This is a genomic window from Mixta mediterraneensis, assembly GCF_030283135.1.
Taxonomy (GTDB): Bacteria; Pseudomonadota; Gammaproteobacteria; order Enterobacterales; family Enterobacteriaceae; genus Pantoea; species Pantoea mediterraneensis.
The window spans coordinates 42069-55584 of sequence record NZ_JASUAZ010000015.1; the positions used below are offsets into that span (position 1 = coordinate 42069).

Annotated in this window: 9 protein-coding genes, 1 pseudogene and 1 riboswitch; of the genes and pseudogenes, 2 read left to right on the plus strand and 8 right to left on the minus strand. The window is 54.7% G+C overall.

The genetic code is table 11. The annotated features are described in order from the left end of the window. Nucleotides 1-36: 36 nt before the first annotated feature. The 3 genes from rluA to polB all read right to left on the minus strand — a co-directional run bounded on the left by rluA (nt 37) and on the right by polB (nt 6150). On the minus strand, nt 37-690 hold the full coding sequence (rluA, locus tag QRY16_RS11255; protein WP_193403831.1) for a bifunctional tRNA pseudouridine(32) synthase/23S rRNA pseudouridine(746) synthase RluA: 654 nt from the start codon (nt 688-690) through the stop codon (nt 37-39). A 39-nt stretch (nt 691-729) separates the two neighbouring features. After that, nucleotides 730-3636 carry an RNA polymerase-associated protein RapA gene (gene rapA / locus QRY16_RS11260; protein WP_193403830.1) on the minus strand — a complete coding sequence of 969 codons (2907 nt, stop codon included), beginning with the start codon at nt 3634-3636 and terminating at the stop codon, nt 730-732. A gap of 153 nt (nt 3637-3789) precedes the next feature. Next, nucleotides 3790-6150 carry a DNA polymerase II gene (gene polB, locus QRY16_RS11265; RefSeq protein WP_289776633.1) on the minus strand — a complete coding sequence of 787 codons (2361 nt, stop codon included), beginning with the start codon at nt 6148-6150 and terminating at the stop codon, nt 3790-3792. A 168-nt stretch (nt 6151-6318) separates the two neighbouring features. Between polB and QRY16_RS11270 the strand changes: the two genes are divergently transcribed. Then, nucleotides 6319-7083: a DedA family protein gene (locus QRY16_RS11270; protein WP_193403828.1), complete on the plus strand. Its 765-nt coding sequence runs from the start codon at nt 6319-6321 to the stop codon at nt 7081-7083. On the opposite strand, the gene thiQ is transcribed toward QRY16_RS11270, so the two are convergent. The 4 genes and pseudogenes from thiQ to sgrR all read right to left on the minus strand — a co-directional run. Next, nucleotides 7080-7781 carry a thiamine ABC transporter ATP-binding protein ThiQ gene (gene thiQ, locus QRY16_RS11275; RefSeq protein WP_289776634.1) on the minus strand — a complete coding sequence of 234 codons (702 nt, stop codon included), beginning with the start codon at nt 7779-7781 and terminating at the stop codon, nt 7080-7082. The genes QRY16_RS11270 and thiQ overlap by 4 nt on opposite strands. Then, nucleotides 7765-9375, minus strand: a complete 1611-nt coding sequence (thiP, locus tag QRY16_RS11280; RefSeq protein ID WP_193403826.1) for a thiamine/thiamine pyrophosphate ABC transporter permease ThiP — start codon at nt 9373-9375, stop codon at nt 7765-7767. The genes thiQ and thiP overlap by 17 nt, the downstream gene beginning before the upstream one ends. Beyond that, nucleotides 9351-10337: a thiamine ABC transporter substrate binding subunit gene (thiB, locus tag QRY16_RS11285; protein WP_289776635.1), complete on the minus strand. Its 987-nt coding sequence runs from the start codon at nt 10335-10337 to the stop codon at nt 9351-9353. The genes thiP and thiB overlap by 25 nt, the downstream gene beginning before the upstream one ends. Before the next feature lie 46 nt (nt 10338-10383). Further along, nucleotides 10384-10488, minus strand: a riboswitch (TPP riboswitch). A 57-nt stretch (nt 10489-10545) separates the two neighbouring features. After that, nucleotides 10546-11467 (minus strand): annotated as a pseudogene (sgrR, locus tag QRY16_RS11290) (HTH-type transcriptional regulator SgrR); the annotation flags it as partial. A 247-nt stretch (nt 11468-11714) separates the two neighbouring features. Here sgrR and QRY16_RS11295 point away from each other — a divergent pair. Continuing rightward, nucleotides 11715-12875, plus strand: coding sequence for an MFS transporter (locus QRY16_RS11295; RefSeq protein ID WP_193403824.1), 1161 nt, complete (start codon nt 11715-11717; stop codon nt 12873-12875). A 32-nt stretch (nt 12876-12907) separates the two neighbouring features. Here QRY16_RS11295 and leuD read toward each other — a convergent pair whose 3' ends face one another. Next, nucleotides 12908-13513 (minus strand): 3-isopropylmalate dehydratase small subunit, encoded by a 606-nt coding sequence (gene leuD, locus QRY16_RS11300; protein WP_193403823.1) that lies wholly within the window; start codon nt 13511-13513, stop codon nt 12908-12910. Nucleotides 13514-13516: the final 3 nt, after the last annotated feature.

Genomic DNA, 13516 nt, shown 5'->3' on the forward strand with positions numbered 1-13516 from the left:
ATCTGCTCTGGCGAGCCAGGCGCTGTCCCGTACCGGTTAAAAATCTGCGGGCTGACGAAACGTCATCGCATTACCAAACTTTGGATGGATGATGGTCAGCGTCTCTGCATGCAGCAGCAGTCTCGCTGCCATCGCTTTGGCTTCCGGGTGCGCATAAAAGTTATCGCCTAATATCGGATGTCCCAGCGCCAGCATATGCACACGCAGCTGGTGCGAGCGTCCGGTAATCGGCTTCAACGATACGCGTGCGCAGTTATTCGCCAAATACTCCATCACCTGATATTCCGTTTGCGCTGCTTTTCCGCTCTCAAAACAGACCTTTTGTTTTGGCCGATTCGGCCAGTCGCAAATCAGTGGTAAATCTATCTGTCCTTTCTCTACAGTCGGATGGCCCCAAACGCAGGCCACATAAGTTTTTGAGGGTTCGCGCTCGCGAAACTGACGCTTAAGCTCGCGTTCTGCTGATTTAGTCAGCGCCACCACGATGACGCCGCTGGTGGCCATATCAAGACGATGCACTGATTCCGCCTGCGGGAAATCGCGCTGAATGCGCGTCATCACGCTGTCTTTATGCTCTTCCAGCCGACCCGGAACAGAAAGCAGGCCGCTGGGCTTGTTCACCACCATGATGTGATCATCCTGATAAAGGATGTGCAACCAGGGTTCAAGCGGCGGATTGTAAGGTTCCATGCTGTATTCCAAAAAACGGGGCCGCCAGACCCCTGAATTTTATTGGTGGGTGACGACAATCAAACGTAGCGCATCAAGCCGCCAGTTGGCCTGGTCGAGGTGCTCCAGTACCTGTTGGCGATTGCTTTCCAGCGCTTCAATTTCGTCTTCACGAATCGTCGGATTGACGGCCTTCAGCGCCTGGAGACGCGACAATTCAGCGCCCAGTTTTTCGTCGGCTTCACGACGGGCAATATCAATCACCGCGCGTGCTTCGCTCGCTACGCTATCTTCAGCCTGCGTCAGAATGGCATGCACATCCTGCTGCACCGCATTCACCAGCTTGCTGGCTGTATGCCGGTTAACCGCATTCAACTGGCGGTTAAAGCTTTCGAATTCCACTTTGGCCGCCAAATTAGTACCGTTACGATCCAGCAACAAACGAATGGGCGTAGGGGGCAGGAATCGCGTTAGCTGCAAGTTTTTCGGGGCCTGGGCTTCAACCACATAGATCATCTCAACCAGCAACGTGCCGACTGGCAGCGCTTTGTTCTTCAGCAACGACAGCGCGCAGCTGCCAGTATCACCAGAAAGAATCAAATCGAGGCCGTTGCGAATCAACGGATGTTCCCAGGTAATAAACTGCGTATCTTCGCGGGATAATGCCTGGGCGCGGTTAAAGGTGATGGTGCAGCCATCTTCTGGCAGGCCAGGAAAATCCGGCACCAGCATATGATCGGATGGCGTCAGCACGATCAGATTATCGCTGCGATCTTCCTGATTAATCCCCACAATATCAAACAGGTTGAGGGCAAAATTCACCAGATCGGTATCATTGTCCTGTTCGGCGATGGCGTTAGCCAGCGCCTGGGCTGTTTCGCCGCCGTTGGAGTTCAGCTCCAGTAACCGGTCACGCCCCTGTTCCAGCTGCGATTTCAACGCTTCATGCTGCTTGCGGCATTCAACAATAAACGCGTCAAAGCCTTCATTATTTTCCGGTGCGGCAAGGTAGTTAATCAGCTGCGAATGCACGCTATCGTAAACGGTACGGCCGGTTGGACAAGTGTGCTCAAACGCATCCAGTCCTTCGTGATACCAGCGCAACAACACCGCCTGAGCGGTTTTTTCCAGCCATGGCACCAGAATCTGAATGTCATGCATCTGACCGATACGATCCAGGCGACCGATACGCTGTTCCAGCAAGTCTGGGTTCGCGGGCAAATCAAACATCACCAGGCGGCTGGCAAACTGGAAATTACGCCCTTCAGAACCGATTTCTGAACACAGCAGCACCTGTGCGCCATTCTCTTCGGACGCAAACCACGCGGCAGCCCGATCGCGCTCAATGATCGATAAGCCTTCATGAAATACGGCGGCGCGGATACCTTCACGCTCGCGCAGCACCTGCTCAAGTTGCAGCGCGGTGGCAGCTTTGGCGCAGATCACCAGCACCTTTTCTTTGCGGTTGCTGGTGAGATAACCCAATAGCCACTCCACGCGCGGATCGAAATTCCACCAGGTGCCGCTATCGCCTTCGAACTCCTGATAAATCTGTTCTGGATAGAGCAAATCGCGGGCGCGTTCCTCGGCACTTTTTCGCGTGCCCATGATGCTGGAAACTTTGATCGCCGTTTGATACTGCGCCGGCAGCGGCAGGCGAATCTGATGCAGCTCGCGTTTGGGGAAGCCTTTCACACCGTTACGCGTGTTACGGAACAGTACGCGGCTGGTGCCGTGGCGATCCATCAACATTGAAATCAGCTCTTTGCGGGCTTCCTGCTTACCGTCGCGATCGCTGTTTGCCACCTGTAGCAGCGGCTCTATATCCTGCTCGCCGATCAGTTCGTTGATGATATTCATCTGCTGTTGCGAAATGGCCTGATCGGCCAGCAGCGAGGCGACCGCATCGGCGACCGGGCGGAAATGCTGCTGCTCTTCAACAAACTGGGCGAAGTCGTGGAAACGATCGGGGTCGAGCAAGCGCAGGCGCGCAAAGTGGCTCTCCATGCCCAACTGTTCTGGTGTTGCGGTCAACAGCAGCACGCCAGGCGTTTTTTCTGCCAGCTGTTCAATCACCTGATATTCACGGCTCGGCTCGCCTTCGCGCCATGCCAGATGGTGCGCTTCATCTACCACCAGCAGATCCCAGTCGGCATCGGCCAGCAGTTCAAGACGCTGCTTATTACGGCGCACAAAATCCAGCGAGCAGATAATGAGCTGCTCGGTATCAAAGGCGTTATCGCTGTCGTGTTGCGCTTCGCTGTAGCGATCGTCATCAAACAGCGCAAAACGCAGGTTAAAGCGGCGCAGCATCTCGACCAGCCATTGATGCTGCAGCGTCTCCGGGACTACGATCAACACACGTTCGGCACGACCGGCCAGCAACTGCTGCTGAATAATCATCCCGGCTTCAATGGTTTTACCCAGACCGACTTCATCGGCCAGCAGCACGCGAGGCGCATGACGACGACCGACATCATGGGCGATATGCAGCTGATGCGGGATCAGGTTAGTTCGCATGCCGCGCAGCCCGCTCGTTGGCAAACGATACTGTTCGCTTTGATATTTACGTGCGCGGAAGCGCAGAGCAAAACGATCCATACGGTCAAGTTGTCCGGCGAACAGGCGATCCTGGGGTTTGCTGAACACCAGTTTGCTGTCGAGCAACACTTCGCGCAGCGTCGCGCCGTCCTCTTCGATATCAAGGCGCGTGCCGATATAGGTCATCAGGTCATTTTCATTGCGAACTTCATCGACCCGCATCTGCCAGCCTTCGTGGCTGGTAACGGTATCACCTGGATTAAAAATGACACGGGTAATGGGCGAATCATTGCGGGCATAGAGGCGGTTTTCGCCTGTGGCCGGGAACAGCAGCGTGATCATACGTGTATCAATCGCAACGACGGTTCCCAACCCCAGTTCACTTTCCGTATCACTGATCCAGCGCTGACCTAATGTAAAAACCATATATTTTTAGCTCGAATTTTTAACGTTTTTAAAGGTGTTCCCCCCACTCAGGCAATAGCTTGTCAACCAAACGGTAAGGTCTGGTGAACGTGTCAGAGCGGTGAGTTTTGGGAAGGGCGTTATGGTACTGGATGGCAGGGCATTCGTCACCTGTCAAAAAAGCCCCAACTGACCGGTAATAAGTGTAGCAAAGTCACCCTCGACAAAAGGCAAAATGCCATCAGCAACCGGTTGTAACTGCTTACTAACGTAATGATCGTAGTCGAGCGGCGTGCTGCGCGCTTCCAGCGGCTCTGGCCCGGCCGTTGCCATGACGTAACGAATGCGTCCACCCTTTTGATACTGCAAAGGCCGGCCCAGCTTGCGATTTTCTTCATCGGCAATGCGGGCCGCTCGCACGTGTGGCGGCACGTTACGTTCATACTCTTTTAACGGGCGACGCAGGCGTTTTTTATAAATCAGCTGATCGTCCAGTTCGCCAGCCAGTAGCTTTGCCACGGTTTCGCGGACGTAATTCTGCCACGGTTGGCGATGGAAAATGCGACTGTATAGCGCTTGCTGAAACTGCTGCGCCAGCGGCGTCCAGTCGGTTCGCACCGACTCCAGCCCTTTAAAGACCATACGTTCGCCGTTCTCGTCACAGATTAATCCGGCGTAGCGTTTTTTGCTGCCTTGCTCGGCACCACGAATAGTGGGCATCAGAAAGCGGCAGAAATGATTTTCATATTCCAGCTCCAGCGCACTCTGGAGCCCGTACTCATTGAGTAGATGTTCGCGCCACCAAAGAGTGACTTTGTCTGCCAGCCGATGACCAATGGCTGCGGCGTCCTCTTCGCTGTGCGCTGATTTTAGCCAGACGAAGGTCGAATCGGTATCGCCGTAGATCACATCAAAGCCTTCCGCCTCAATTAATTCGCGCGTTTGCTGCATGATAGCGTGCCCGCGCAGGGTGATTGACGACGCCAGGCGAGGATCGAAAAAGCGGCAGGCGCTGGTGCCTAACACGCCATAAAAGGCGTTCATGATAATTTTCAGCGCCTGTGACAGCGGTTTATTGCCCTGTTGTTTAGCGGCCTCGCGACCCTGCCAGATCTGCTCAACAATAGCGGGTAAACAATGCGTCTGGCGTGAGAAGCGTGCTTCGCGGAACCCTGCCACGGAATCGGCATTATCAGGATGCGCTAATCCTTCGATCAATCCTACCGGATCAATCAGGAAGGTACGGATGATCGAGGGATAAAGGCTTTTATAGTCAAGCACCAGCACCGAATCATATAAACCGGGGCGCGAATCCATCACGTAGCCGCCAGGGCTGGCTTCCGGCAGCACGTCGCCCAGATTAGGCGCGACAAAACCGGCGCGATGCATACGTGGAATATAAAGATGGCTGAAGGCGGCTACCGAACCGCCATGACGATCCACCGCCAGACCATTAACCGCCGCGCGTTCCAGCAGGAACGGCATAATGTCCGTTTTGTGGAAAATACGCGTCACCAGTTCGCAGTCTTTCAGGTTATAGCGCGCCAGCGCGGGTTTATCATTGGCAAAGCGCCAGTTGATCTCTTCCATGCGCTGCCACGGATTATCGATGGCTTTGCCTTCACCCAATAGCTGTTGCGATACCGACTCCAGGCTAAACGAAGGGAAAGTCCAGAAGGCGGATTTTAGTGCATCAATGCCGTCGATGATCAAGCGTCCGGTAGCCTGCGCGAAGAATATCCCCGGCTTAAACCCGTGTTCACGCCACTCCAGCGGCGTTTGCTGACGCCCCAGACGTAACGGCACTTTGTAGCGCTCGGCGTGTTTCTGTAATACGCGCAAGTCAAACTGCACCACGTTCCAGCCGATAATCACATCAGGATCGTATTGAGCAAACCAGTTGTTGAGCGCTTCCAGCAGCTGCGGGCGACTGGCGAGATAGATCAGGTCGAAATCAAGCTGGCTGGCATCGCCGTTAGGCGGACCGAGCATATAAACCTGACGCTGACCGCAGCCTTCCAGCCCAATGCAATACAGCTCGCCGTGCTGAGTGGTTTCAATATCCAGCGATACCCATTTCAATGGCGGACGGTAATCAGGATGAGGTTTCAGACGCGTGTTCATCACGCTTGCGCCTTGCGTGTCGCCGCTGAACCACACTGGCGCCGTGATAAAGCGCTCCATTAAAAAGCGCTCGGGTGGACGGATGTCCGCTTCGTAGACCGGAATGCCGTGCTCACGCAGTTTCTTTTCAATCCATTGCAGCTGTCGGTTCTGTTGACAATAAAGCCCCAATACCGGGCGGCGGCGAAAATCTTTTAGCTGCAAAGGCTGAAGGCGTACTTCTCGTTCATTTTGCAGCAGCGCTTCAACCTGCGTTTGAAATTCGCAGGGAATGAACGCCACCGATTCTTGTACCGGCAGCACCACGCGCTGCGGACCCTCGTCGGTGGCCAGCCAGAAGACGATTTCGGTGCCTTGTGCGCTGTCGCGCCAGTGGCGAGTGAGCAGGAAACCTGCGCGGGGCGTATTCACACTATCTCCAGACGAGCCGGCTTCAGAAACAAACGTGAGCGAAGTATAACATGGATATTTATACAGCACTCGCCGCTGTGGTTTATCAATATCAGCGTACAATTCTTGCCTTGACGCTGTACCCCAGGCTCAGGACAATCCAGTCTTGTGCTTTTTTTAAGGAAGGTTATGGAAGCCTGGGTTCAACACCTGTTTACGCAGTCGCTGGAGTGGGCGTTGTTTGCCGTTGCACTGGTGACATTTCTTGAATCGCTGGCGCTGGTGGGATTATTGCTGCCGGGGACGGTTTTGATGGCCAGTCTCGGCGCGCTGGTGGGTAGCGGACAAATAGGGTTATACCCAGCCTGGGCGGCGGGTTTCGTCGGTTGTTTAATTGGCGACTGGGTTTCCTATGGCATTGGCTGGAAATTTCAGGGGCCGCTGCATCGCTGGAAATACTTACAAAAATATAAAGGATTACTGGATAAAACCGAGCACGCGCTGCATCAGCACAGCATGTTTACCATTCTTGTGGGACGTTTTGTCGGGCCAACGCGTCCGCTGATCCCACTAGCGGCGGGTATGCTGGAATTGCCGGTGCGTAAGTTCCTGCTGCCGAATCTAATCGGCTGTATTTTGTGGCCGCCGCTCTATCTGCTGCCGGGCATTCTGGCGGGAGTGGCAATTGATGTGCCAAAAGCCGCGCAGGAGGGAAGCTTTCGCTGGCTGCTGTTGCTGGTTGCAATTCTGGTTTGGCTGGGCATTTGGCTATGCTGGCGCTGGTGGCGCAGCGGGAAAAGTCAGGACTGGGTAACCGCGTATCTGCCGCTGCAACGTCTGCGCTGGCTGACGCCGCTCGGGCTTATCGTGGCCGCTGGCGCATTGGTAGCGATTCAGTTCCATCCGATGATGCCAGTATTCCGTCATCTGCTGTGGCAGGTATTCTTTAATTAACGGCGCGGGATGCCGAGCACATCGGCTTCCCGCGTGTCGCCCGACAGTAGCTGTTCGGTTGCGCCATCCCAGTAAACCCGACCATCCACAATCACGACGCTACGTGGCGCAATTTGCTGCGCATCCTCCAGGCTATGCGACACCATCAGTAAAGTGATGTTGCGCGCCATGCACACTGAACGCACCAGCTGTAGCATTTCTCCCCGTAACGCCGGATCCAGGGCTGAAAAGGGTTCATCCAGCAGCAGCACTGGCCGATCGCGTAACAGACAGCGAGCCAGCGCGACACGCTGACGTTGTCCGCCTGATAGCTGGCCCGGTAAACGCGTCAGCAGATCACGCAATCCCACCTGCTCAGCAATCTCTGCAAGCTGCTGCTGTTGGGTGGGGTTCAGCCTGAGACCGGGATGTAATCCCAGCGCCATATTCTGCTGTACGTTGAGGTGCGGGAAGAGGTTATTCTCCTGAAACAGCATCGAAACCGGGCGCTTCGCCGGTACGCTTTGGGTATGATCGTGTCCGTCAATGTGCAGGCTTCCCTGGCTGACGGGCAGAAAACCCGCAATCAGGCTCAGCAGCGTGCTTTTGCCCGCGCCGCTAGGGCCAAGGATTGCCAGCCGCTCGCCACGTTGCGCGCTCAGGCTGAAGCGCATCGGTAAATGCTGATAAAGATAGGTAAGGTTATTCAGAGTCAGCATGGCGGCCCGGTAATTTTTCCATCAGGGTAAACAGTAACAAACAGAGCACAAGTAACAACAGGGCGGTAACCGCACCGTCTGCGCCGCGATAGGAACCGATCTGTTGATAAAGATAGAACGGTAAGGTGCGGAAATCCGCATTGCCAAATAACGCCACCACGCCAAAATCACCCATCGACAACACGCAGGCAAAGGCCAGCGCCTGCGCTAACGGGCGTTTCAGCGCGCGCAGCTCAATGAGCCGCAGCCGGTTCCAGCCGCTGATGCCGAGCGATCCACACAGATTTGCATAACGCTCAGCCATGTCGCGCATAGGATTTTCCAGCACCTTTAAAGCGTAAGGGATAGCGATCAGTGCATTGGCGAAGATGACCAAACCGTCAGCAGAAGTGGGCAAACCGATGGTGGCATTAAATAGCAGAAAGAAGCCTGTTGCCAGCACGATACCGGGCATCGCCAGGATCAGCATACCGCTGGTATCCATGATTTGCGCCGCGACGTTGCGCTGGCGCAAACGCAGTTCCCGGCTGCTCCACAGCAGCATCATGGTGAGCAGCACGCATAGCAGACCCGCGCCGGATGCAATCCGCAACGAAGTCAACGTGGCTTGCCACAGCGCGGGTTGGACCAGCGCGCCGCGTAACCCACCGTGCAGGCCATCCACAATCACCGCCAGCAGCGGGGGGAGCAGCAGCAGCAACGCCAGGGCAATCAACAACACATCACTGAGGCGAGCAAAATACGAATCCTGTGGATCGCGCCAGCCGCGCAACTGGCTGCTCCCTGCCGGGATCGCCTTACTGAAACGCTGGCTAAGCAGCACCAGCGTCAGGCAACAGATTAGCTGAATGAGCGCCAGCAGCGCCGCCCGGCCGGGATCGTAGTCGTAGCTCAGCGCCTGAAAAATGGCAAGTTCGATAGTGGTTGCCTGTGGCCCGCCGCCCAGCGATAACACGGTGGCGAAACTGGCAAAGCACAGCATAAATATCAGCGCGCCGGTGGGCAGCACCTGTCGGCGTAGCCATGGCCATTCCAGCAGGCGAAAATGGTGCCAGCCGCGCAGGTTGAGTTGCGCGGCCAGTTGGCGCTGTTCAGCCGGAATACTTTCCAGCGCCTGTAACATCAAACGCGTCGCCAGCGGTAAATTAAAAAAAACGTGTGCCAGCAAAATGCCTTGCAGCCCATACGGCGAAAAGCCATAACGGATGCCAAAAAACTGGCAGATCTGCGCCAGCCAGCCGACGCGACCATAAACCGTGAGCAGGCCAAATACGGCCACCAACACGGGCAGCACCAGCGTCATTGCGCACAGGCGCAACAGCAGCTGACGGCCGGGAAAGCGCCGACGATAAAGCGCACGCGCCAGCGCAATCGCAGGCAGCAGCGACAGCAATGCAGATAGCAGCGCCTGGCCGAAAGAAAAGGCGATAACGTGGTGCAGATATTCATCCTGCAATACGCTGTGCCAGGGCGTGTCTGGCGCGGCCATCCATAGCGTAGAAAAGGCCAGCAGCGCCACACTGCCTAACAGCAGCGTGGCGAGCAGGCCGGGAATCAGCCAGAGCGGCATTAACGGCTGACGGCGCGTTGCCATGCATTAATCCATTCTGAGCGGTGGGCGGCAACCTGTTGTGAAGAATAGTGCAGCGCAGTATTGGGTATGCTCAGCGACGAGAAACCTGCCGGCAGATCGGTTTTTATAACCGGATACATCCAGTTGCCGGTTGGCATCGTGTGCTGGAAGGCGGGCGACAACATGAACTGCATAAACTGCTGCGCCAGTTTTGGCTGTTTGCTGCTGGCCAGTTGCGCGGCGACTTCAACCTGCAGGTAATGCCCTTCAGCAAACGGCGCGGCCGCATAGGTATCTTTTTTCTCTTCAATAAGGTGGTAAGCGGGAGATGTGGTGTAGCTGAGCACCAAATCACCCTCACCCTTCAGGAACAAACCGTAGGCCTCACTCCAGCCTTTGGTAACGGTAACGGTTTTCTGCGCCAGCTTCTGCCATGCCTGGGGTGCCTGATCGCCATACACTTTTTGCATCCACAGCAGCAGGCCTAAACCCGGCGTACTGGTGCGTGGATCTTCATAAATAACGCGCCATTTTTCTGGACTATCAACCAGTTCTTTCAGGCTTTTGGGCGGGTTCTTCAGTTTGTTTTTATCATAGACGAAGGCAAAGTAGCCGTAATCGAAGGGGATAAAGGTTTTATCCTGCCAGCCGCCAGGCAGTTGCAGCTTGCTGGTGTCTACGTCGCTGGCAGCAAATAAGCCGGTCTGCTGCGCGGCCTGTAGCAGATTATTATCCAGGCCCAGAACAACATCGGCTTTGCTGTTTTTACCTTCCATGCGCAGGCGATTAAGCAGCGATACGCCATCTTCCAGCGCCACGTATTTCAGTTCGCAATGACATTGTGCTTCAAAGGCTTTTTTCACCGCCGGGCCGGGTCCCCAGTCAGCGGAGAACGAATCGTAGGTGTAAACGGTTAAAGTCGGTTTAGCGGCAAAAGCAGAGGCCGACAACAGCAGCAACAGGGACAGGACTTTGTTTAACACTTTGCGCTCCTTCAGGAGAATGGTCGTTGAGTCGCAAAGGATCTGAGCTGGCTGGCCTCTCAAATCCCTACGTCGGTACTAACCGAATCAGGTTCGACGGGTATATCTCAGCATCTTACGGCAATCGCAAGCGGCACCCCGTTGAGAACGCGTTATTCTAGTCATTTCGCGGCCAGGGTGAAAGGATCACAGCGTCGGCGGCGTAAACCAGCTCATCGCTAATATCCGGCAGCACCCAAATTGAAACGTCATTAATTAAGGCGCGAAAACCGAAATAATCATCAAAGGCGGTGATTTTTAGCTGGCTTTGCTGGTTGCGCACTACGCTGTAAGGCCTGCTGCCAAGGGGGTGACGGGCAAAATCGCGCCGCTCCGGCCATTCACGCGGCAGGATTATCGCGCTCACGCTGCCAGGTAACCACGGCAGCCAGTCGTCGGGCTGACTTAAGGTAATGTCCAGCGTCCAGGGGGCGGGAGAAGTGATGTGTTGCAGATGCGAAAACAGGGGCTGATAACGCAGCCGTTCCAGGCTGCTTATCACATCGGCCATTTCTAATTCTCGCCCGTGATGAAAGCGGATTGCGGGACGTAAGAAAAAACGCCAGTGCAGTGATGAGATTCGCTGCCAGTGATGCACAATATTGGCTTCAGCTTCCCCTTTTTCCTCATTTATACGCGTTAATCCACTGAAAATTTGTCGTGCTATATGCGTTTCGGAGCGACGCAGTGGCGATCCGGGCAGCAAATTGAGCCGCGGGCGATAGTAAAATACGCCTGCCCTGGCGAAAGCTGCGGCCCAGACAGGCGCTAATCATCTGGCGCACCTGGTCTTTATCGCCAACCAGCTGAACAAGTTGATCGATGCGATCCTGTTCCAGCAAATCTTCGGCCCGCTGTTGCTGCAACGCCAGACAGGTATAGCAAAACGCTAGCTGTGAACGTTTGCCACGCCCGGCTTCCGCTTGCCAAATCAGCCAACCGGCGACTTGCATAGCGTTGAGCAAGTTACGCATATGGCGACGTGAACAGTGCAGCAATTCCGCCAGCTCATTCAGCGTGGTGATTTGCGTCTGGCCCTGGCAGCTTTGCCACAGGCGAATAAATTGCTGCTTAAGGCGCGATGAGGGCATAAAAGAGGAACTCCCGGTAAAAAGCGCTCTGTTTTTCCTGCCTCATATTAGAAACAAACTTGATCTCATTGGAAGAGCGGGGGGCATTTAGCAATAAATAGCGCTCTGCCATGATCGCGCAGCCATGCGGGATCGTATTCTGAGTAGGGTGTAATTACACCGCCAGCAGGTTTTTCACCGCTGGCTTTTTTTAGGATGCACGCTATTGTCTACCCTTCTTTTTTCCTCATTTTAAAGGGATTGCGGTATGAAATCGCGCGTCAATCCAGTTTATCTCGCGTTTATGGTGACGTCGTTCATGATTGGCGTGGCGGGTGCATTACAGGCGCCGACGCTCAGTCTGTTTTTGACCCGTGAAGTGCAGGCGCGTCCTTTCTGGGTTGGGCTATTTTTTACCCTCAACGCGATTGCAGGGATTGTGGTCAGCATGATGGTGGCGAAACGTTCGGACAGTGTGGGCGATCGCCGTCATATTATTTTGTTCTGCTGTCTGATGGCGCTGTGTAATGCCATTTTGTTTGCCTTTACACGTCATTATCTGACATTGATCACGCTTGGCGTGCTGCTGTCAGCACTGGCCAGCGTGTCAATACCGCAAATTTTTGCGCTGGCACGTGAATATGCCGATCAGTCAGCACGCGAAGCAGTGATGTTCAGTTCAGTGATGCGTGCGCAGCTGTCGCTGGCGTGGGTGATTGGGCCGCCGTTGTCATTCACGTTAGCGCTTAATTACGGTTTCATCACGCTGTTTATGGTGGCGGCGACGCTGTTCTTTATCTGTATCCTGCTGATTTGGTTTACGCTGCCATCGGTACCACGCGCGGATTCGCTGATGCACAGTGGTGGCATACCCATCAGCGGCTGGCGTAATCGTGATGTACGCATGTTGTTCATCGCTTCGATGATAATGTGGACCTGTAATACCATGTATATCATTGATATGCCGCTGTATATCAGCAGCACGCTGGGATTGCCAGAAAAGCTGGCTGGTTTGTTAATGGGTATGGCGGCAAGTCTGGAAATTCCGGTGATGCTGCTGGCGGGCTATTGTGCGAAGCGCATCGGGAAACGTAACCTGATATTGATCGCTCTGGCAGCCGGTATTGTGTTCTATCTTGGTCTGGTGCTGTTCAGTTCGCGTAATGCATTATTGCTCCTGCAACTATTTAACGCCGTATTTATCGGCATTATCGCCGGTATTGGTATGTTGTGGTTTCAGGATTTAATGCCGGGAAGGCCTGGGGCGGCCACCACGATGTTTACGAATTCGATTTCAACGGGAATGATCCTGGCGGGGGTGATTCAGGGAACGTTAAGCGAACACCTGGGCCACATCGCGGTGTACTGGCTGGCGTTAGGCCTGGCGATAGCGGCTTTTGCCCTGACAGCGCGGGTTCGTAATGGCTAAAAAAAAGGCGACCCGAAAGTCGCCCATAGCAATTAACGCAGGAAAGCCGGTTGGCTGAGCTCGTAATCGGAGATTGACGCTTCGTGTTGCAGCGTCAGGCCAATGCTGTCGAGGCCATTAATCATGCAGTGACGACGGAAACTATCCAGTTCAAACGGATAGGTTTTATCGCCAGCGATAACCGTTTGCGCTTCAAGATCGACGGTGAAACGGATGCCTGGCTGAGCAGCAACCCGTTCGAACATCTCATTGACGTCTTTATCGCTCAGTTTCACAGGCAACAGTTGATTGTTGAAGCTGTTGCCATAAAAGATGTCGGCGAAGCTCGGGGCGATAACGACATGAAAGCCAAAATCGGTCAGCGCCCAGGGAGCATGCTCGCGCGATGATCCACAACCAAAATTCTCGCGCGCCAGCAAAATGCTGGCGCCTTTGAATTCCGGTTTGTTCAGCACAAAACTGGGGGTTGGGGTGGTGCCGGCGTCGTCTTCAAAGCGCCAGTCGTGGAACAGGTGCTGACCGAACCCGGTGCGCGTGACTTTTTGTAAAAACTGCTTAGGAATGATGGCATCGGTATCGACGTTTGCCGCATCCAGCGGCGCCACAATCCCGGTATGTTGGGTAAATTTTTTCGCCATGAC

Bases quoted from the DNA above. Each gene is read 5' to 3' on its own strand.
- thiQ (WP_289776634.1), bottom strand. From the start codon at position 7,781: ATGCTGACTCTGAATAACCTTACCTATCTTTATCAGCATTTACCGATG.
- QRY16_RS11295 (WP_193403824.1), top strand. From the start codon at position 11,715: ATGAAATCGCGCGTCAATCCAGTTTATCTCGCGTTTATGGTGACGTCG.
- QRY16_RS11270 (WP_193403828.1), top strand. From the start codon at position 6,319: ATGGAAGCCTGGGTTCAACACCTGTTTACGCAGTCGCTGGAGTGGGCG.
- rapA (WP_193403830.1), bottom strand. From the start codon at position 3,636: ATGGTTTTTACATTAGGTCAGCGCTGGATCAGTGATACGGAAAGTGAA.
- rluA (WP_193403831.1), bottom strand. From the start codon at position 690: ATGGAACCTTACAATCCGCCGCTTGAACCCTGGTTGCACATCCTTTAT.
- leuD (WP_193403823.1), bottom strand. From the start codon at position 13,513: ATGGCGAAAAAATTTACCCAACATACCGGGATTGTGGCGCCGCTGGAT.
- thiP (WP_193403826.1), bottom strand. From the start codon at position 9,375: ATGGCAACGCGCCGTCAGCCGTTAATGCCGCTCTGGCTGATTCCCGGC.